This is a genomic window from Arthrobacter sorbitolis (assembly GCF_054510995.1).
Genome location: NZ_JBTNDM010000002.1, coordinates 163,412 through 182,398 on the forward strand (window position 1 = coordinate 163,412; position 18,987 = coordinate 182,398).

The 18,987-nt window shown below is 69.7% G+C and carries 19 protein-coding genes and 1 tRNA gene; 9 read left to right on the forward strand and 11 right to left on the reverse strand.

The features are described from left to right. Window positions 1–281 precede the first annotated feature (281 nt). From rpmB to ACX80K_RS05430, 7 genes are all read left to right on the forward strand, one after another. Window positions 282–518, forward strand: a complete 237-nt coding sequence (rpmB, locus tag ACX80K_RS05400; RefSeq protein WP_043441573.1) for a 50S ribosomal protein L28 — start codon at window positions 282–284, stop codon at window positions 516–518. Continuing rightward, window positions 518–685, forward strand: coding sequence for a 50S ribosomal protein L33 (gene rpmG, locus ACX80K_RS05405; protein ID WP_019481734.1), 168 nt, complete (start codon window positions 518–520; stop codon window positions 683–685). Before rpmB ends, rpmG begins: the two co-directional genes overlap by 1 nt. A 2-nt stretch (window positions 686–687) precedes the next feature. Further along, window positions 688–993: a 30S ribosomal protein S14 gene (gene rpsN, locus ACX80K_RS05410; protein WP_158502799.1), complete on the forward strand. Its 306-nt coding sequence runs from the start codon at window positions 688–690 to the stop codon at window positions 991–993. 254 nt (window positions 994–1,247) lie between these two features. After that, window positions 1,248–1,526 (forward strand): HU family DNA-binding protein, encoded by a 279-nt coding sequence (locus tag ACX80K_RS05415; protein ID WP_104181350.1) that lies wholly within the window; start codon window positions 1,248–1,250, stop codon window positions 1,524–1,526. Window positions 1,527–1,655: 129 nt separating this feature from the next. Beyond that, window positions 1,656–3,809 carry a cytochrome c oxidase assembly protein gene (locus ACX80K_RS05420; RefSeq protein ID WP_459270849.1) on the forward strand — a complete coding sequence of 718 codons (2,154 nt, stop codon included), beginning with the start codon at window positions 1,656–1,658 and terminating at the stop codon, window positions 3,807–3,809. Then, a complete protein-coding gene (locus ACX80K_RS05425) occupies window positions 3,806–5,788 on the forward strand; it encodes an NHL domain-containing thioredoxin family protein (RefSeq protein ID WP_459270850.1) in 1,983 nt (660 codons plus the stop codon). Before ACX80K_RS05420 ends, ACX80K_RS05425 begins: the two co-directional genes overlap by 4 nt. A 138-nt stretch (window positions 5,789–5,926) precedes the next feature. Further along, window positions 5,927–7,015 carry an SDR family oxidoreductase gene (locus ACX80K_RS05430; protein ID WP_459270851.1) on the forward strand — a complete coding sequence of 363 codons (1,089 nt, stop codon included), beginning with the start codon at window positions 5,927–5,929 and terminating at the stop codon, window positions 7,013–7,015. Between the two features lie 21 nt (window positions 7,016–7,036). Here the strand turns inward: ACX80K_RS05430 and ACX80K_RS05435 are convergent, their stop codons facing one another. From ACX80K_RS05435 to ACX80K_RS05485, 11 genes are all read right to left on the reverse strand, one after another. Continuing rightward, a complete protein-coding gene (locus ACX80K_RS05435) occupies window positions 7,037–8,020 on the reverse strand; it encodes a hypothetical protein (protein ID WP_459270852.1) in 984 nt (327 codons plus the stop codon). An 85-nt stretch (window positions 8,021–8,105) separates the two neighbouring features. Beyond that, on the reverse strand, window positions 8,106–8,483 hold the full coding sequence (locus ACX80K_RS05440; protein ID WP_459270853.1) for a hypothetical protein: 378 nt from the start codon (window positions 8,481–8,483) through the stop codon (window positions 8,106–8,108). A gap of 40 nt (window positions 8,484–8,523) precedes the next feature. Next, complete coding sequence (locus tag ACX80K_RS05445) at window positions 8,524–10,281, reverse strand: helicase HerA-like domain-containing protein (protein ID WP_459270854.1); 1,758 nt, start codon at window positions 10,279–10,281, stop codon at window positions 8,524–8,526. A gap of 91 nt (window positions 10,282–10,372) precedes the next feature. After that, complete coding sequence (locus ACX80K_RS05450) at window positions 10,373–11,749, reverse strand: ABC transporter ATP-binding protein (protein ID WP_459270855.1); 1,377 nt, start codon at window positions 11,747–11,749, stop codon at window positions 10,373–10,375. A 37-nt stretch (window positions 11,750–11,786) separates the two neighbouring features. Continuing rightward, on the reverse strand, window positions 11,787–12,635 hold the full coding sequence (locus ACX80K_RS05455; protein ID WP_459270856.1) for a carbohydrate ABC transporter permease: 849 nt from the start codon (window positions 12,633–12,635) through the stop codon (window positions 11,787–11,789). Then, window positions 12,635–13,651, reverse strand: coding sequence for a carbohydrate ABC transporter permease (locus ACX80K_RS05460; protein WP_459270857.1), 1,017 nt, complete (start codon window positions 13,649–13,651; stop codon window positions 12,635–12,637). The genes ACX80K_RS05455 and ACX80K_RS05460 overlap by 1 nt, the downstream gene beginning before the upstream one ends. Further along, complete coding sequence (locus ACX80K_RS05465) at window positions 13,648–14,967, reverse strand: extracellular solute-binding protein (protein WP_459270858.1); 1,320 nt, start codon at window positions 14,965–14,967, stop codon at window positions 13,648–13,650. Before ACX80K_RS05465 ends, ACX80K_RS05460 begins: the two co-directional genes overlap by 4 nt. 159 nt (window positions 14,968–15,126) lie before the next feature. Beyond that, window positions 15,127–15,555, reverse strand: a complete 429-nt coding sequence (gene panD, locus ACX80K_RS05470; RefSeq protein WP_459270859.1) for an aspartate 1-decarboxylase — start codon at window positions 15,553–15,555, stop codon at window positions 15,127–15,129. Window positions 15,556–15,653: 98 nt separating this feature from the next. Further along, window positions 15,654–15,724: transfer RNA gene (locus ACX80K_RS05475), tRNA-Gly, on the reverse strand. 25 nt (window positions 15,725–15,749) lie between these two features. Continuing rightward, a complete protein-coding gene (locus ACX80K_RS05480) occupies window positions 15,750–16,334 on the reverse strand; it encodes a hypothetical protein (protein WP_459270860.1) in 585 nt (194 codons plus the stop codon). Beyond that, the gene (locus ACX80K_RS05485; RefSeq protein WP_459270861.1) at window positions 16,331–17,380 is read right to left on the reverse strand and encodes a M4 family metallopeptidase; all 1,050 of its coding nucleotides are present in this window, start codon (window positions 17,378–17,380) and stop codon (window positions 16,331–16,333) included. The genes ACX80K_RS05480 and ACX80K_RS05485 overlap by 4 nt, the downstream gene beginning before the upstream one ends. Window positions 17,381–17,459: 79 nt before the next feature. On the opposite strand from ACX80K_RS05485, the gene kynA reads away from it, so the two are divergent. Together kynA and dcd are read left to right on the forward strand one after the other, a co-directional pair. Further along, window positions 17,460–18,314 (forward strand): tryptophan 2,3-dioxygenase, encoded by an 855-nt coding sequence (gene kynA / locus ACX80K_RS05490; protein ID WP_459270862.1) that lies wholly within the window; start codon window positions 17,460–17,462, stop codon window positions 18,312–18,314. A 55-nt stretch (window positions 18,315–18,369) separates the two neighbouring features. After that, window positions 18,370–18,945 (forward strand): dCTP deaminase, encoded by a 576-nt coding sequence (dcd, locus tag ACX80K_RS05495; RefSeq protein ID WP_104051780.1) that lies wholly within the window; start codon window positions 18,370–18,372, stop codon window positions 18,943–18,945. The last annotated feature ends 42 nt before the right edge of the window (window positions 18,946–18,987 follow it).

Below are 18,987 nucleotides of genomic sequence, written 5' to 3' on the forward strand. Positions count from 1 at the left end.
GTCGGTAGTATGGTAAGGCGTTTGGCTGGAGCTGACGCCGACCGTCCACGGACGGACCGGAGTCCACCCAGCTGCCCGCGACTACCTGGAATGTAGGGCTGTGCCGGCCGGAAGGCCGCGCCCCGCCCGATCTTCACCGTCTTCCCCGCGGCGAGGCGCTTCGGCAGGTTCTCACCCTGCCAGGCCAACCTCCGGAAAGCTGCAGTAATAGCGGTGTCATTACTGGTGGCGGGACGCTCAACAAGTGATTCCGTCACGTTCATCTAATCTGGAGGAGAGTTATGGCAGCCCACTGCCAAGTGACCGGAGCCGAGCCCGGCTTTGGACACAGCATTTCGCACTCGCACCGCCGCAACAAGCGCCGGTTCGACCCCAACATTCAGAAGAAGCGCTACTACGTGCCTTCCCTGCGCCGCAACGTGACGCTGCAGGTCTCCGCCCGCGGCATCAAGACGATCGACGTCCGCGGCATCGACGCTGTCGTCGCGTCGATTCTCGCGAGGGGAGTGAAGCTCTAATGGCAAAGGACAAGGACGTACGTCCGATCATCAAGCTGAAGTCCACCGCAGGGACGGGCTACACCTACGTGACGCGCAAGAACCGTCGTAACGATCCGGACCGCATGGTCCTGATGAAGTACGACCCCAAGATCCGCAAGCACGTCGAATTCCGAGAGGAGCGCTAACCATGGCCAAGAAGTCAAAGATTGCTCGCAACGAGCAGCGCAAGGTCATCGTCGAGCGCTACGCGGCCAAGCGCCTCGAGCTCAAGAAGACCCTCGTCGACGAGAACGCCACCGACGAAGCACGCGAAGCGGCACGCCTCGGCCTGCAGAAGCTCCCGCGCAACGCCTCGCCGGTGCGCCTGCGCAACCGCGACCAGATCGACGGCCGCCCCCGTGGCACGCTCCAGAAGTTCGGCATCTCGCGTATCCGTTTCCGCGACATGGCGCACCGCGGCGAGCTGCCCGGCGTGACCAAGTCGAGCTGGTAACAGCCGCCGGGGCCCAGGCCCCCAGCACGACCATGCACGACACCGGAGAAGCCGGCAACCACAGGTTGCCGGCTTCTCCGTTCTTCACCGGATGTGTGCAGGAGACGCCCAAACTGGCCCGAAACGACCCTGTTCCGGCCGAAAAGCCGCGTAAACACGCGGGGCAGGGCGTCCAAGCTGATAGGTTTTCGGACAGAGGCTTTCGAATACCGCGAAAAGCTCGTTCCGCAGAGTGACGTCCAGGAGGACCTAAATTGGCTAAAAACCGTAGTGAACTTGTTGCCGAGGTAGCAGCGAAGGCTGACACCAGCCAGGCCGCCGTCAACGGCGTCCTCGACGCGCTGTTCGACGTCTTCGCCGAGTCCATCGCCAAGGACGAGAAGATCACCATCCCCGGATGGCTCGCCGTCGAGCGCACCAGCCGCGCAGCGCGCACCGGCCGCAACCCCCAGACCGGCGAGACCATCCAGATCGCCGCCGGCCACAGCGTCAAGCTGACCGCCGGCTCGAAGCTGAAGGCTTCCGCCAAGTAGTCCCTGTTCCACCGGAGTTCCACCGGAGGGCCGCTGCCGCCATGGCAGCGGCCCTCCGTCGTTCCGGGGCCGATCGGAGGCGGTCGCGACCCCGCGCGGGATTGGCCCTATTTCTACTGCGGGTAGAGAATGGTGTACGTGTCGACTACTGCCAAGCACCCGCGCGAGACGCTCGCCCGCACCTCCCCGGAGCGCGCCGTCGGGACCGCCTGGCTGATCCTCGCCGGCGTCGTCGTCCTCGCCGCCCTCGTGGTGGCCCTGTTCTTCTCGGGCGCCGCGGCGGCCCGGCAGCTCGGTGACCCGGGCGCCCTGACCCGGTGGGGCCTGCCCGTCGCCAAGGTCCTCAACAACACGGCGGCCGCGGGGACCATCGGCGCCCTCGTCTTCGCCGTCGTCATGCTGCCCCGGCAGGTCGGCACCAACGGGCGCAAGCCGCGGGACGACGCGGGCGAGCACCCCGCCTTCTCCCGCGTGCTGCTCCTCGCGTCCGTCTCCGCCGTCGTCTGGACCCTCGGGGCGCTCGGCGTCATGGTCTTCACCTACTCCGACGCGGCGGGCCTCCCGCTCAGCACCGACCCCGCCTACACGCAGGGGCTCGCGGCGTTCCTCACCGATTTCTCCACCGGCCGCGCCTGGCTCGTGACGTCCATCGTCTCCGCGGTCCTCGCCACGGTGCTGTTCGGGGTGCGGTCGCAGACGGGGCTGGCACTGGCGCTGGTGCTCGCACTCCTGAACCTGCTGCCCATGGCGCTGATCGGGCACTCGGCCAGCGGTAACGACCACAACGCCGCCGTGAACTCGATCGCACTGCACCTCGTCGGGGTCTGCCTGTGGGTCGGGGGGATCATCTCCCTCGCCGTCGTCGGCGGCAGGCTGGGGGACCAGACGCTGCCGGTCCTCAGGCGCTTCTCCGCGCTGGCCGGGTTCGCGTTCCTCCTCGTGGTGGGCTCCGGCGTGGTGAACGCCAGCCTCCGGATCACGGAGCTCGCGCAGCTCAGCTCGCAGTGGGGCCTGCTCGTCACCTTCAAGACCATCGCCACCCTGCTGCTGGGCGGCATCGGCTGGATGCACCGGCAGTGGATCATCCCGCAGCTGGAGGCCCCGGCCGGGACCGCGGCGTCGAAGCTCTCCGCCCGGCGCGTGCTGTGGCAGCTCATCGCCGTGGAACTCGTGATCATGGCCGCGGTGTCCGGTGTGGCAGGCGCCCTCGGCCGCACCGCACCCCCACGCGGGGAGGAGCTGCCCACGGAGGCGGGCCCCGCCCGGATCCTGACCGGGTACGACCTCCCGCCCGACCCGACCCTGGACCGCTGGCTCAGCGAGTGGCGGCTGGACTGGCTGTGGATCACGGTGGCCCTGACCCTCGGCGTCGCGTACCTCCTCGGCGCGGTCAAGCTGTACCGTCGCGGCGACTCCTGGTCCCCGCTGAGGCTCGTCAGCTGGCTGGTGGGCCTGTGCCTGCTGACCTACTTCACGTCCGGGGCCCCCGCCGTCTACGGCATGGTGCTGTTCAGCGCCCACATGATCGACCACATGGCGTTGACCATGGTGGTGCCGCTGTTCCTCGTCCTGGGCGCGCCCGTCACGCTGGCGCTCAGGGCGCTCGGCGCGCGACGCGACGGGACCCGCGGTATCCGGGAGTGGATCCTCGTGATCGTGCATTCCTGGCCGTCGAGGATCATCACGCACCCGCTCTTCGCGGCGGGCAACTTCGTGGCCTCCATCGTCGTCTTCTACTACTCGCCGCTCTTCGGGTTCGCGCTCCGCGAGCACGTGGGCCACGAGCTGATGATCACGCACTTCCTCATCACCGGGTACATCTTCGTGCTCTCGATGATCGGCTCCGACCCCGTCCCGTACCGCGCACCCTTCCCCCTGCGGATCCTGCTCCTCTTCGCGACCATGGCCTTCCACGCCTTCTTCGGCGTCACCCTCATGGGCTCCACGTCGCTGTTCGAGGCCTCCTGGTTCGGCAACATGGGCCGCGAGTGGGGTGTCTCCGCGCTCGCCGACCAGCAGGTGGGCGGCGCCGTGACGTGGGGCGTCGGCGAGATCCCGACGCTGCTGCTCGCGATCGGCGTCGCGATCATGTGGTCGAAGTCCGACGCCCGGGAGACGAAGCGCAAGGATCGTGCGGCGGACAGGAATAACGACGCCGACCTGACGGCTTACAACAGCATGTTCGCCGACCTCGCGGCGCGCGACGCCGGACCCCGGCGTCCCGGGCAGCAGCCCGCGGCGCGGGCCACGACCGCAGGAGATCCTGCAGGGGAGACCGAATGACCGAGACCACCGGGCGCACCGGCTACCGCGTGCGCGGTTCAGCGCTGACCGGCCGGAACTGGCTCAACACCGGCGGGAAGCACCTGCAGCTCGAGGACCTCCGAGGCAAGATCGTCGTCCTCGATTTCTGGACCTTCTGCTGCATCAACTGCCTGCACGTCCTCGACGAGCTGCGCCCCCTCGAGGAGCAGTATTCGGACGTCCTCGTCACCGTCGGCGTGCATTCCCCGAAGTTCGAGCACGAGGCCGACCCGGTGGCGCTCGCCGCCGCCGTCGAACGCTACGACATCCACCACCCGGTGCTGGACGACCCGGAACTCACCACGTGGCAGGCGTACACGGCGCGCGCGTGGCCCACGCTCGTGGTCATCGACCCCGAGGGCTACATCGTGGCGCACCTCTCCGGTGAGGGCCATGCGGCCGGTCTGACCTCGCTCGTCGAGGAGCTCGTGGCCGAGCACGAGGCGAAGGGCACCCTGCACCGGGGGGACGGGCCCTACGTCCCGGCCGAGAGCACCGCCGGGGAGCTGAAGTTCCCGGGCAAGCTCCTCGCCCTGCCCGCCACCGGCACCTTCCTCGCCGGGGACACCGGCCACCACCGGCTCGTGGAGCTCGAGGCGGACCTCGTCACCGTGCGCCGCACCATCGGCTCCGGCACCAAGGGCTTCCGCGACGGCACGGCCGACGAGGCCGAGTTCAACGAGCCCCAGGGAGTCGCCCTCCTGCCCGCCGGGCTCGCCGCGGAGGTCGGGTACGACGTCGTCGTCGCCGACTCCGTCAACCACCGCCTCCGCGGCGTGGACCTCGCGACCGGCGAGGTGCGAACGCTCGCCGGCAACGGGACACAGCGCCTGCTCGACGCCGGGAACCACACCAAGACGGGCCGGCAGGAGAACGCGTACGAGGTCGGCGCGCCGAGCGAGACGCCGCGCCTCACCGAGACGCACCTCGGCACCGATGCCCTGCACGTGTCGCTGTCCTCCCCGTGGGACGTGCTCTACTCGTCGGTCCTGGACCGCGTGGTCATCGCCATGGCCGGTACCCACCAGATCTTCGGCTACGACCCCCGCACCCATGCCGTCGAGGTCCTCGCGGGGACGGGCCTCGAGGGACTGCTCGACGGCGACGCCTCGGCGGCCTGGTTCGCGCAGTCCTCGGGCCTCGCCGAGGACGCGAACGGCTCCATCTGGATCGCCGATTCCGAGACGTCCTCCGTACGGATCCTGTCCTTCCTCGAGGTTAACGGGCGCAACCGGGTCCAGGTGCAGACGGCCGTCGGGACCGGCCTGTTCGACTTCGGGTTCCGCGACGGCGACGCCGACCAGGCGCGCCTGCAGCATCCGCTCGGCGTCACCGCCCTGCCTGACGGCTCCATCGCGATCGCCGACACCTACAACGGCGCCGTCCGCCGCTACGACCCGGCCACGCGCCAGGTGTCCACGCTGCTGCGCGGACTGTCCGAGCCGTCCGACGTCCTCGTCGACATGACCCCAGTGGCCGACGGCGGCGACCCCCTGCTGATCGTCGTCGAGACCAACCGGCACCAGCTCGTCCGCGTGCCGCTGCCCAAGGAGGCGCTCGCCGTCGACGAGGGGGCGTCCCGGACGCAGCGGCCGAAGACACCGATGGCCGCCGGCCCGGTCGCGTTGACCGTCCGCTTCGCCGCGCCCAGCGGCCAGAAGCTCGACGACCGCTGGGGCGATCCCACCCAGCTGAAGATCAGCGCGTCCCCCGAGTCACTCCTGGTCTCCGGCGGCGGCACGTCCACGGGGCTCACGCGCGAGCTCGTGCTGTCCCCCGATGCAGGTGACGGCGTCCTCCACATCGCCGCGCGGGCGGCGTCCTGCGACGGCGAGCCGGGCGGGGAGATCCCCGACCACGCCGCCTGCCACCTGTACCAGCAGGACTGGGGCATCCCGGTGTCGGTCACGGTCGACGGCGACACGGCCCTGACCCTGGACCTGCGGGGCCTCGACTGACCTTCCGCTCGTGGGGGCCGCCGCGCCGGGTGCCCACACCCGGTGCGGGGTTTCCCCGGACGTGCACCTGACCACCGGCTTCAACCCCTGCAACCCGTGGCACCGTGCCGACGCACGGCCCACGACGAGGAGCGCACCATGACCGACGACGGACCAGCAGCACAGCAACAGCGGACGGCGCTCGTGGTGGGGGCCACGGGCATCGCCGGCTCGGCGCTCGTCGAGAGGCTCACCTCGGAGGGGTGGCCGGTGCTGGCGCTGTCCCGCACACCCGGCGCGGAGCGCGACGGCGTCCGCTGGCTCTCCGCCGACCTCACCTCGGTCGAGGCGCTGTCCGCGGTCCTCGCACCCGAGCATCCCACGCACGTCTTCTTCACCGCGTGGTCGCGCCGGGACACCGAGGAGGAGAACATCGAGGTGAACGCGGGCATGCTGCGTGACCTGCTGCTCGCCCTCCGCGGCAAGGACGTGGCCCATGTGGCCCTCATGACCGGACTGAAGCACTACCTGGGGCCGTTCGAGGCGTACGCCGCCGGGCAGATGGCCGACACGCCGTTCCACGAGGAGGAGCCGCGCCTGCCGGTACGGAACTTCTACTACGCCCAGGAGGACGAGCTGTTCGCCGCCGCCGCGGAGCAGGGTTTCGCGTGGTCGGTGCACCGCGCGCACACGGTGATCGGCCATGCGGTGGGCAACGCCATGAACATGGGGCTGACGCTCGCCACGCAGGCCACCCTCTGCCGTGAGGCCGGGCAGCCCTTCGTCTTCCCCGGCTCGGAGACGCAGTGGAACGGCCTCACCGACATGACCGACGCCGGCGTCCTCGCCGAGCACATGCTGTGGGCCGCCACGACTCCCGCCGCCGCCGATCAGGCCTTCAACATCGTCAACGGCGACGTCTTCCGGTGGCGCTGGCTGTGGCCGCAGCTCGCCGCCTACTTCGGCGTGGAATGGGAGGGCTACAGCGGGGCGCCGCGGCCGCTCGAGCAGGCGATGGCCGGCCGGGACGAGGAATGGGCCGGGATCGCGCAGCGCCGGGGGCTGGCCGAACCGCGGCTGGACCGGATGGCCTCGTGGTGGCACACCGACAGTGACCTCGGGCGCGGCATCGAGGTCGTCACCGACATGGGCAAGAGCCGGGTGGCCGGATTCACCGGATACCGCAGGACGCCGGACGCGTTCTTCGCGCTGTTCGACCGCTACCGCGCGGAGCGCCTCATCCCGTAGCGCGCGGCCGGGCCCCGTCGCCTAGTAGCGGACGACGGGCGTGACCGTGACGGCGTCGTCGGTCACCTCGAGGTCGGCACCGAACTCGAACGGCACGGGCTCCGACACGTCCCGGACGGCGCCGGAGAAGAAATCGCGGAGCTGCGTGTCGATGCGGGCCGAACCCTGCAGCGGCGCCAGGCGCCACCCGCCGTCCTCCGGGGTGACGGACGCCGCCGGGTACTCCTCGATGGACCAGGCGATGTCGCCGGCCAGCCGCTCGTTGGTCAGGTAGTTGAACGGGCAGTTCGTGGGCTGGAAGACGGTCTGCTGCGCGCATCCGTCGAGGAAGGCGTGCAGCTGCTCGTCGACCGTCCGGGTCAGTTCCGGCGTCGCCTCGGTGGCGAGGGCCAGGGGAGGCGGCGCCTCCTGGCCGGTGACCGTTGCATGACGCTCGGGTGCCGAGAAGTACTTCCCCTCGTACTGTGCCGTGACCGCTGTGGGGTAGAAGGAGGCGAGGGCGGCCCTACCGTCGGGAAGACCGACGTCGATGCCGTTCACCGTCGCCTGGACGCTGTTCGCCACGGACACCTCGACGGTCGGGAGGACGCCCTGCTCGAACTGCCACACGTTGAACAGCCCCCACTCGGTGCCGGTGCGCTGGAGGGGGAAGGCCGTGGTCGTCTCGGCCCCGTCGAGCGAGTAGGTGACGGGGACCTCGGCGCGGTCCGCGCCCGTCTCCCGTGCCTCACCGATCGCCACGTCCTCCACGGAGGCGCTGGCCCGGCGGAGGGCCTCCCCGTCCAGGAGGGCCGGGTTGGCCCCTTCCGGCACCGACGCGTTGAGCAGGCCCAGGGCCTTCCCTCCCTCGCCCTCGCGCAGGGCCTCGAGGTACAGGCCCACCTGATGTTCGGGGCTGTACAGCCGCGCATTGAGGAGGGAGACGGTCGCGAGGAAGCCCGTGCCGACCAGCATGAGACCGAGCAGCCAGGCCGCGAGTACCTTCACGACAGGAGTGGTTTGCACCCCTCCACGGTACCGGCTGCGCCGGGGCCGCCCGACAGCGGGCCTGACAGCCGGATTGACAGCGGCATCGGGGGCCGGCCGGAGATCAGCCGGGAAGGAAGCCCAGGAGCGCCCCGAGCACCGCGCAGGCGAGCCCGACGACGGCGACCACCCGGGTGCCCCGGTACGGCTCCTCGAGCGACCACTGCGTGGGGTTGCGTGCCTGGTAGAAGATGGTGACGTCCACGCCGGGGGGCAGCGGCGGCCCGGCATCGCGCCGCCGTCGTACACCGCTGGACCACAGCGCCTCGACGATCCGGTACCGGTGGTCGTGCCAGCGGAGGTAGGGGTGCCCCTCGTGGTCGTAGGTGATGGCCTGCGTCCTGATCCACGAGCCGTAGACCAGGCGGATGACGAGCGCGGCCACGAGCAGCCCGAGTCCGAGCGCCGTCAGGGCCGCCGTCACGAACTCGATCACGACCACGGGGTGCTTCCTTCGGGAACTGCGGCAGGGGCGTCCGGCCTCACCATGGGCGCTTGCGGCGTTTCGTGCCGAACAGGCCCCGCACCAGCTCCTTCCCGATGACCCCGGCGGCCTTCAGCGCGAGATCGGCCAGCTCGTCCCGGTCGGGGCCACGGCGCTGCGGCGTCCCGCCCGTACGGTGCCCGCCGTCGTACGGGTCGACGTCGCTGTCGTCCCGACCGACGCCGCCGGAACCCCCGGAGCCGCGCCCTGCGGTACCGGGCCCGTCCCGCCGTTCGTCCCTCGGCGGGCCGTCGGCACGCTGCGGTGCCGGACGGGGCGGCAGGCCGAGGATCTCCTCCTCGATGCGCCGCGCCTCGTCGTCGCGTGCCTGGCGGGACGCGGCAGGCCCCCCGGCGGTATCCGACGCACCCGACGGCGTCCCCGGAGCGCCGGTCGGCGCGCTGGCGGCCCGGCCGGTGAGCTTCTCGTGGGCGGAGTGGCTGTCCACGGCCTGGCTGTACCGGGACAGCAGGGGAGAGGAGGCGACGACGGCGGGCACCGTCCCCTCGGCCGCCCGGCCCATGACGGACTCGGGGGAGCGGAGCCGCGTCCAGGCGACCGGCGTGGGGGCGCCGCGCTCGTTCATCACCGTGACCACGGCCTCGCCGATGCCGGCCGACGTCAGGACCTCCTCCAGGTCGTAGCCGCTCATGGGGAAGGTGGAGACGGTGGCGCGGAGGGCCTTGGCGTCGTCGGGTGTGAAGGCGCGCAGGGCGTGCTGGATGCGGTTGGCCAGCTGGCCGAGCACCTCACCGGGCACGTCCTTCGGCGTCTGCGTGATGAAGAAGATGCCCACGCCCTTGGACCGGATGAGGCGCACCGTGGCCTGGATGGATTCGCGGAAGGCCTTCGAGGAGCCGGTGAAGAGCAGGTGCGCCTCGTCGAGGAAGAACACGAGACGGGGCTTGTCGACGTCGCCGACCTCGGGCAGCTCGGCGAAGAGGTCGGCGAGCAGCCACATGAGGAAGGTGGAGAACAGCCGCGGCTTCTGCTGCACGCTGACGAGTTCCAGCGCGGTGATGATGCCGCGACCGTCCGGGGCGGTGCGGAGGAGGTCGGCGGTGTCGAACTCCGGCTCGCCGAAGAAGGTGTCCATGCCCTGGGCCTCGAGCGTCACGAGTTCGCGGAGGATCACCCCGGCCGTGGCACGGGACAGGCCGCCGAGGGAGGCGAGGGCGTCCCTGCCCTCGTCCGAGGTGAGGAAGCCGATGACGGCGCGGAGGTCGGCGAGGTCGTAGAGCTCCAGGCCGTTCCTGTCCGCGTAGTGGAAGACAAGCTGCAGGCTCGATTCCTGCGTCTCGTTGAGGTCCAGGACCCGGCTGAGGAGGAGGGGCCCGAAGGAGGAGACGGTGGCGCGGACGGGGATGCCGTCCCCTCCGCCGAGGGACAGGAACTCCACGGGGAAGCCGGTCGGCGTCCAGTCCTGTCCGACGCTCGCCGTCCGCTTCGTGAGCCGGTCGGAGGCCGTCCCCGGCGTGGTGAGGCCGGTGAGGTCACCCTTGATGTCGGACAGGAACACGGGGACGCCCTGCGCGGAGAGCTGCTCGGCGAGGACCTGCAGCGTCACGGTCTTGCCGGTGCCCGTCGCGCCCGCGATCAGCCCGTGGCGGTTCATCATGGCGAGCGGCAGGCGGACCTGCGCGTCGTCGTGCAGCGTACCGCCCACGAGGGCCGCCCCGAGGTGCAGGGTCGGCCCATCGAAGACGTATCCGGCGGTGATGGCGGCGACCTGTGCCGCGCCGTCGTGTTCGACCATAGGGCCACACTACACAGCAGGACCGGCACCCGATCGGGTGCCGGTCCTGCTGTTCTCGAGCTCTTCCGGGACGGAGGCAGCCCGGGTCCGGTCAGCCTGCCGCGTGCTTGCCGCCGGCGGCGGACGAGCCGCCGGAGCGGGAAGCTCCGGCCTCCACCGTGGCGGTCCCACCAGCGGATGTCCCGTTGCCGGAGGTGCCGTTGCCGAAGGCGCTGCCTCCCTGCCGGTCCGCCTGCTGGGCGGTGGCGATCTCCTCCGCGCGGTCCTCGGCGGCCTCGAGCGTCAGTGCGGCACCCGCGTCGGCGTCCCGCGTCAGGTTCTCCCCGGACTCGGCGTCGAACAGGTGGAGCTTCCGCGTGTCCAGCCAGATCTCGGCCTCCCTCCCGCCCCGGATGCGGCTCGCGGCGTCGAGGGTGACCACGACCTGCGGGCGCAGTTCGTCGGCGTCCATGTCGCGGGCGAGGCTGTTGAGCAGCTCCCTCATCTCGGGGGCCGGGTCGAAGTTGATGTACCCGTACTGCTCGTTGCCGAGCCACTCCGTGTGGGTCAGCGTGGCCATGAACGTGGAGCCGTGGGGGCGCTTGCTCTCCTCGACGAGTTTCGCGTCCTCGAAGAACTCCGGGCGGACGCCCACGAGGACCACCCGCTTGCCGGCAGCCTTGCGGGCCTTCTCCTCCGGGATGCTGATGTTGCCGAGTGCAGTGCTGAGGGTCGTACCGTCCAGGGTGGCCGGCAGGAAGTTCATCGACGGCGAGCCGATGAAGCCCGCCACGAAGAGGTTCACCGGCTGCTCGTACAGCTCCCGCGGAGAGGCGATCTGCTGCAGCTCGCCCTTCTTGAGCACGGCGACGCGGTCACCGAGGGTCATGGCCTCGGTCTGGTCGTGCGTCACGTAGACGGAGGTGACGCCCAGGCGCCGCTGCATCTGGGAGATCTCGGACCGCATCTGTCCGCGCAGCTTGGCGTCCAGGTTGGACAGCGGCTCGTCGAAGAGGAACGCGTCCGCCTGGCGGACGATGGCCCGGCCCATCGCGACGCGCTGCCGCTGGCCGCCCGAGAGGTTCGCGGGTTTGCGCTGCAGGTGGTCGGTGAGCTCGAGGGTCGCCGCGGCCTCGGTGACGAGCTTGTTCACCTGGTCCTCCGAGTGCTTGCCCTTGGCCAGGCGCAGGGGGAACGCGATGTTCTCGTACACCGTCAGGTGCGGGTACAGGGCGTAGTTCTGGAACACCATCGCCAGGTTGCGGTCGCGGGGCGCCTTGTCGTTGACGCGCTGGCCGTCGATGAGCAGGTCGCCGTCCGTGATGTCCTCGAGGCCCACGATCATGCGCAGCAGCGTGGACTTCCCGCAGCCCGACGGGCCGACGAGGATGATGAACTCGCCGTCCGCGATGTCGATGCTGATGTCGTTGACGGCGGGGAAGCCGTCGCCGTATTTCTTGACCAGATGGTTGAGGGTGATTGAAGCCATGGTGCGATTCCTTTTCTTGAGCGCGCCGGGAAGGGCGTCAGCCCTTGACGGCGCCCGAGGTCAGGCCGGAGACGATCTGGCGTTGGAAGAGGAGGACGAGGAGGACCACCGGGATGGTGACGATGATCGCCGCCGCCGAGATGGCTCCGGTCGGTGACTCGAACTGCGAGGCCCCGGTGAAGAACGCGAGCGCGGCGGGCACGGGGCGCGCCGCCTCGGTGGACGTCAGCGAGATGCCGTAGACGAAGTCGTTCCACGCGATGAAGAACGCGATGATCGCCGTCGTGAACACCCCCGGCAGGGCGAGCGGGACGATGGCCTTGCGGAACGCCTGCCACGTCGTGGCGCCGTCCACCTGGGCCGCCTGCTCGAGCTCCCAGGGGATCTGCCGGAAGAACGCGGCGAGGGTCCAGATGGAGATGGGGAGCGTGAGCGACAGGTACGGGATGATGAGGCCGAGCCACGTGTCGTAGAGGCCGATGGTGCGCCACAGGTTGAACAGCGGCGTCACGATCGAGATGACGGGGAAGATCGAGACGGCCAGCGCCGTCGTCAGGATGACCTTCTTGCCGGGGAAGTCCAGTCGGGCGATCGCGTAGGCGCACAGCGTCGCGAGGACCACGGCGATGAACGTCGCGATGAGCGAGATGCCGATGGAGTTACGCAGGGCCGAGAGGAACAGCCCCTGGGCGTCGCCCACGAGGATCTGCTCGTAGTTGCCCGTGGTGGCCGTGCCCGACGAGGGGAGGAACTTCCCGTTCGTCAGGTCGCTCGGGGACTTGAAGGACGTGGCGAGGATTGAGGCCACCGGGAAGAGCGCGTAGAGGAGGACGAGGATCGTGGCGATCGCCCAGAGGACCTTGTTCCTGGTGCTGGTGTTCGTCATTACTTTCCTCCCTGCGTTCCGGCGAGATCGACCTTGAACAGCTTGATCGCCACGAAGCAGATCAGCAGGACGCAGAGGAACAGGAGCACGGACACCGCGGAGCCGAGCCCGATCTCCAGTCTGCTGATGGACTGCCGGTAGGCGAGCAGCGAGAGCACTTCCGTGCCGTAGGCGCCGTTGGTCATGATGAACACGTTGTCGAAGATGCGGAAGGCGTCGAGGGCCCTGAACAGGACGGCGACCATGATCGCGGCCTTCATGTTCGGGATGATGACCTTGCGCATCTGCTCCCACCAGGTGGCGCCGTCGACCTTCGCCGCCTCGCTGAGCTCGTCCGGTACCTGCGCGAGGCCGGCGAGGAGGAGCAGCGAGATGAACGGCGTGGTCTTCCAGATCTCGGAGGCCATGATGACGAACAGGGCGGTGGGGCCCTGGGCGAACCAGTTGAGGTTCTCGTCGATGCCCGGCAGCCAGGCGAACCAGCTGTTGACGTAGCCCGAGTTGATGTCGAAGGCGTAGAACCAAGCGAACGCGGACACCACGGTGATGATGCCGTACGGCACGAGGATCGCGGTGCGCAGCAGTCCCCGGACCGACTTGAGCGCCTTGTGCATGACGAGCGCGAGGGCGAACCCAAGCACGAGTTCCACGGCCACCGTGATGATGGTGATGAGCACCGTCGTCCACAGCCCGGACCACCAGACCGGATCCGACAGGATCACGATGTAGTTCTCGAGGCCGATGAACGCCCGCTCGTCGGGCGCCGTCAGCCGGAAGCGGAACAGCGACTCGTAAATGGCCTGCAGGATCGGGTACAGCGTGACGAGCAGCATGATGATGAACGCGGGGCCGGCGAGGATCCAGCCGAGCCGCCGCTCCGCGCGGGTGCGGTCGCTGTACTGCTTCGGGGCCCTGCCGGTCTTCGTGCGGTTGCCGTTGCTGCCGCCCGTCTCGAGGCTCGGGCCCGGTTCGCCGGGTGACGCCGTCGTCGTCTTCGCTGGGATGGCGGAGGTCACAGGAGTTGCTCCCCTCGGAGGACCGATGTGATGAAGTCGCTCGACGACTGCGGCGTGCTGTCCGGGTCGACGGCGGCGGGTGGCGCCCAGGTCTGCTGGATGCCGGTGGACACCTCGTTGTAGAACGGGGTCTGCGGGCGGGGTGCCGCGGCCTGGAGGGAGTCCCTGATGGTCTCCGCCATCGGGAACGACTCCTCGATCCGCGGGTCCTCGTAGGCTTCCGTGTTCGCCGGCGGGTTGCCGTTGGTGACGAAGTACTCGGCCTGGTTCTCGACCGAGACGATGCACTCGATGGCCTCGAAGGCGAGCTCCGGGTTGTCGCTCTGCGCTCCCACGCCGAGGTTGATGCCGCCGAGCGGGGGTGCGGCCTCCTGGTCCTCCGTCATGCGCGGGTAGATGCCCCAGGCGATATCGTCGAGGACCGCCTGATCCAGCGTGCCGGCCTCGACCGCGGCGACCGTAGCGGGCCAGACGAAGGGCCAATTGACCATGAATGAGCCTGAATCACCCTGGAAACCGATGAGGGATTCGTTCTCGGCCTGCGTGGGAAGGCCGGGACCGCCCAGGCCGTCCTTGCCGATCGTGGAGATCACGTCGGCCGCCGCAACGCCTGCCTCGGTGTCCAGGCCCAGTTCGATGGTCTCCGCCGTGGCTTCGGGGTCGACGACGATCGATCCGCCCGCCGATTCGACGAGGGCGTTGACCCACACCGTCATGGATTCGGCCTGCGCACCCTGTACCCCGAGGGTCTTGTCCTGGGTCCGGGCAGCCTCCATGACCTGCTCCCAGGTGACGGGTCCGCTCATGTCGAGACCCGCGGCCTCCGCCACCGACTCCCGGTACCAGAGGATCTGCGTATTGGCCCAGAACGGGACGGTGACGAGTTCGTCCTTCCAGGTGGCCCCGGCGATGGCACCCTCGACGACGTTCTCCGTGGTGGTCTCCGCCACGTCCTCGGGCACCGGCGCCAGGAAACCCGGCTCGGCGAGTTCGGGGACGAAGGGCGGGTCGAGGCTCATGATGTCGAGTGACGCGTCACCGGCTGCGAGGCGGCGGGCGAGCTGTTCGCGCTGCGAGGCGGCGTCGTTCGGGAGGAGCGAGGTCTCGATGCTGTAGCGGCCGCCGGACTCGTCGCTGCACTTCTGGGCGATGGCGGCCTGGCCGCCGGCGTCCGGATTGATGTACCAGGTGAGGGTGTTGTCCGCCTGTGCGGGGCCGCAGCCGCTCATCACCAGCGTGCCCATCACGAGACCCGCCAGGGCGGCGGATTTCGGGCGGCGCTTCACGGCGCCGGGCGTTCTTCGACTAATGGGCATTCGTACCGAGCCTCCACATCCTTGTAGACAACCCGGCTGACGGTTCGGTCGAATCGACAGCCTAAGCAACCTTGCTTTTCGACCCTATGCCTTGCCGTCGCAAATCGCTAGACAGGCTACTGACGATCCCGTGACGAGGGTGTTCGTGTAGGCCCGGCCTCAGGAGACGGCGGAGTTGTCCAGTGCGAAGGGAGGGCGTTCGACGTCCCCGGTCACTGCTTCCGCGGGATCGGAGCCGAGCTCGACGATCCGGTTGTCCGCGTCGACGTGGACCACGGTGGGGACGAACGTGCGCGCTTCCTCGGTGGTCATCTGCGCGTAGGTGATGAGGATGACGAGATCGCCCCGCTGCACCAGATGCGCGGCTGCACCGTTGATGCCGATGACGCCCGATCCGCGCTCGCCGGCGATGGTGTAGGTCTCCAGCCGGGCACCGTTCGTGATGTCGACGATCGAGACCAGCTCGCCGGGCAGGATGTCCGCGGCGTCGAGCAGGTCGAGGTCCACGGTCACGGAACCGACGTAGTGGAGGTCCGCGTGGGTGACGGTGGCGCGGTGGATCTTGGACTTGAACAGTGTGCGATTCATCGCCTCAAGGATACTGCCGATCCCGGGCCCGGCGACGGGCGGGGGAGGTGTCCTTGGGCACACCCAAGATGTGCAATGGAGCCCCGTCAGGGGCAGGGAGCGGGCGACGGGAATCGAACCCGCGTATCGAGCTTGGGAAGCTAGCGCTCTACCATTGAGCTACGCCCGCACGGTGGTGGAACCGCTCCATCACCTTACAACAGTTCTTCCGGCTTCCCGGGATCCGCCTCCCCGACCTGCCCCGCGCCTTCAGTCGTCGCGGGGTCCGGCACCGCCGGGTCCGACGTCGCAAGGTCCGACGTCGCAGGGGCGGGCACCGCGGTGTCCGGCACCGCCGCGGGCGGAGTGCCCGGAGCCGGGTTACCCACGGCGGGAGCCCCTGGAGCCCCTGGAGCCCCCGGAGCACCCGGAGCACCTGGAGCCGCTGCGGCCCGCGCCCGCTCGATCAGTTCCCGCCACGGGTCCGCCAGATGGCTCTCGGAGAGATACACCTCCGTGTACCCGATGGCGATCCGGTACATGAAGCGGTCCCGCTGCGCGCCTTCTCCCTGCGCGCCTTCTTGCTGCGCGCCTTCTCCCCGGGTGCCTGCTTTTTGCGGGGAGGCGCCCGTCGCGCGGGACTCCGGGACCTCCGCGTCCGTCTCCGCGTCCGTCTCCGCGTCCGCTTCCGCCTCCGCGAGCGGGAGCCAGCGCTGCTCGGCCTCTGTGCGGCTGACCTCCAGGCTCCACGAGCGGGTGAAGCCGCCGAAGCCGCCCGAGCGGGTAATCTCGATCCTCACGGCAGCACGCCGACCTGCACCCACGCGTCGGCGACCGCTCCCGCCTCCCGGCTGCCGGGCCCGAAACGTTTCTCCGCCGCCTCCCCGGTGGCCCGCGCGAACGCACGGAAGTCGCAGTCCGGGGCGATGCTCCCACTGAGGACGGTGTCGTACCAGATGCGGCCCGCGCCTTCCCAGGCCCGGCCGCCGAGGGCCCTGGCCGCGAGGTAGAAGGCGTGGTTGGGGATGCCCGAGTTGATGTGGACACCGCCGTTGTCGGACGCCGTCTGCACGTAGCCCGCCATGGTGGCCGGCTGCGGGTCCCTGCCGAGGATGTCGTCGTCGTAGGCGGTTCCCGGAGCGGCCAGCGAACGCAGCGCGCTGCCCTCCACCGCCGCCGTGAAGATCCCCGCCCCCACGAGCCAGGACGCGGCAGCGGCGTCCTGGCTCTGTTCGCGCTGCTCCACGAGGACGCCGAAGACGTCCGACAGGGACTCGTTGAGGGCGCCCGACTGGCCCTGGTACTCGAGGTTGGTGGAGTACTGCGTGAAGCCGTGCGTGAGTTCGTGGCTGATCACGGTGAGGGACGCCGTGAAGCGACCGAAGACCTCGCCGTCGCCGTCCCCGAACACCATCCGCTCGCCGTCCCAGAAGGCGTTGTCGTAGTTGGACCCGTAGTGCACCGTCGCCTCGAGCGGCTTGCCCGCGCCGTCGATCGAGGACCGCCCGTACTCCTCGCTGAACAGCCGGTAGGTGGCACCGAGTCCGTCGTAGGCCTCGTCCGTCGCGGCATCGCCCGTCGCCGGGGCTCCCTCCCGCCGCACGAGGGTCCCGGGGAGGTCCTCGCGTCCGCCGGCGTCGGAGATGCGGCGGGTCAGCGTCCCCATGACGGCCGAGCCGTGGCGCACCGGGACGCGGAGTGCCTCCGAGCGGACCTGCAGCAGGGGAGCCAGCTCCAGCAGGGCGTGCCGGGCCGCCTCGGACGCCACGGACAACCGGGCGTCCCGGACCGCCGCGAGGCGCGTGAGCAGGTGCGGCGGGATGATGCTGCAGTGGATTCGCTGCATGGGGCCTCCTCGAATTGGTCCCACCGTAGACGGGCAGGCCGACATTCGGCGGCTGATCCGCGCCGCGTAGTCTTGCCGCATGAGCGTGGAGCGGAACACCCGCAGCCTGGAGCAGGGCATCGAGCGGGACTTCTCGGACAAGATGAGCTACGGCTCGTACCTGGAGCTGGATCGGCTGCTGGACGCCCAGCATCCCGTGAGCTCGCCGGAGCACCACGACGAGATGCTCTTCATCATCCAGCACCAGACCTCCGAGCTGTGGCTGAAGCTGGTGCTGCACGAGTTGCGCGCCGTGCGCGTCCACCTCCGGGCGGACGACCTGCGGGCCGCGATGAAGGGCGTCGCCCGCATCAAGCACATCCAGCGCTCGCTGACGGAGCAGTGGTCGGTGCTGGCGACCCTCACCCCGTCCGAGTACGCCGAGTTCCGCGGCGACCTGGGCTCCTCGAGCGGCTTCCAGTCCTACCAGTACCGGGCCGTGGAGTTCCTGCTCGGCAACAAGAACGCGGCCATGCTCCAGGTGTTCGACGCGGACCCGGCCGCCCGGGCGCTGCTCACCGAGCTCCTGGCGCAGAGCAGCGTGTACGACGAGTTCATCGCCCTGCTGGCCCGGCGGGGCTACTCCGTCCCGGCGGACCTGCTCGACCGCGACGTCAGTCTGGCCCACGAGTTCACGCCCGCGCTGGTCGCCGTGTACAAGCAGGTGTACGAGGACGCCTCGGGGAACTGGGACATCTACGAGGCGTGCGAGGAACTCGTGGACCTCGAGGACAACTTCCAGCTCTGGCGGTTCCGGCATCTCAAGACGGTCGCGCGGACCATCGGGTTCAAGGCGGGGACGGGCGGCTCGTCCGGCGTCGGGTTCCTCCAGCGCGCACTGGAGCTCACGTTCTTCCCGGAACTGTTCGCCGTCCGCACCGAGATCGGGCGCTGACGGAGGTTCGGGGGACCCGCCGGGGACGGCCCCGCGGGGCTGGTAGTTTTGGACGGTGCTGATCTCAGACCGCGACATCCGAGCAGAACTCGACGCCGGGCGGATCGTCCTCGACCCGCACGATCCCGCGATGGTGCAGCCCTCGAGCGTCGACGTCCGCATCGACCGCTACTTCCGGTTGTTCGACAACCACAAGTACGCGCACATCGATCCCGCCGAGGACCAGCCGGAGCTCACGCGCCTGGTCGAGGTGGCCCCCGACGAGCCGTTCATCCTGCACCCCGGCGAGTTCGTGCTCGGTTCCACCTACGAGACGGTGACGCTGCCGGACGACATCGCAGCGCGCCTCGAGGGGAAGTCCTCGCTGGGCCGCCTCGGGCTCCTCACCCACTCCACGGCGGGGTTCATCGACCCCGGGTTCTCCGGCCACGTGACCCTCGAGCTGTCCAACATGGCGACCCTGCCGATCAAGCTGTGGCCGGGGTCGAAGATCGGGCAGCTGTGCTTCTTCAAGCTGACCTCACCGGCCGAGCACCCCTACGGCTCGGGCGAGTACGGCAACCGGTACCAGGGCCAGCGGGGCCCGACGGCGTCGCGCAGCCACCTGAACTTCCACCGCACCCGGATCTAGCCCCGGGGACCTCGACCTCGACCACGAGCGTCGAGGCGACAG

Excerpts from the sequence above, each read along its gene's own strand:
- rpmB (WP_043441573.1), top strand. The coding sequence starts at position 282 with ATGGCAGCCCACTGCCAAGTGACCGGAGCCGAGCCCGGCTTTGGACAC.
- rpmG (WP_019481734.1), top strand. The coding sequence starts at position 518 with ATGGCAAAGGACAAGGACGTACGTCCGATCATCAAGCTGAAGTCCACC.
- rpsN (WP_158502799.1), top strand. The coding sequence starts at position 688 with ATGGCCAAGAAGTCAAAGATTGCTCGCAACGAGCAGCGCAAGGTCATC.
- ACX80K_RS05420 (WP_459270849.1), top strand. The coding sequence starts at position 1,656 with ATGGTGTACGTGTCGACTACTGCCAAGCACCCGCGCGAGACGCTCGCC.
- ACX80K_RS05425 (WP_459270850.1), top strand. The coding sequence starts at position 3,806 with ATGACCGAGACCACCGGGCGCACCGGCTACCGCGTGCGCGGTTCAGCG.
- ACX80K_RS05430 (WP_459270851.1), top strand. The coding sequence starts at position 5,927 with ATGACCGACGACGGACCAGCAGCACAGCAACAGCGGACGGCGCTCGTG.
- ACX80K_RS05445 (WP_459270854.1), bottom strand. The coding sequence starts at position 10,281 with ATGGTCGAACACGACGGCGCGGCACAGGTCGCCGCCATCACCGCCGGA.
- ACX80K_RS05450 (WP_459270855.1), bottom strand. The coding sequence starts at position 11,749 with ATGGCTTCAATCACCCTCAACCATCTGGTCAAGAAATACGGCGACGGC.
- ACX80K_RS05455 (WP_459270856.1), bottom strand. The coding sequence starts at position 12,635 with ATGACGAACACCAGCACCAGGAACAAGGTCCTCTGGGCGATCGCCACG.
- ACX80K_RS05465 (WP_459270858.1), bottom strand. The coding sequence starts at position 14,967 with ATGCCCATTAGTCGAAGAACGCCCGGCGCCGTGAAGCGCCGCCCGAAA.
- panD (WP_459270859.1), bottom strand. The coding sequence starts at position 15,555 with ATGAATCGCACACTGTTCAAGTCCAAGATCCACCGCGCCACCGTCACC.
- ACX80K_RS05485 (WP_459270861.1), bottom strand. The coding sequence starts at position 17,380 with ATGCAGCGAATCCACTGCAGCATCATCCCGCCGCACCTGCTCACGCGC.
- kynA (WP_459270862.1), top strand. The coding sequence starts at position 17,460 with ATGAGCGTGGAGCGGAACACCCGCAGCCTGGAGCAGGGCATCGAGCGG.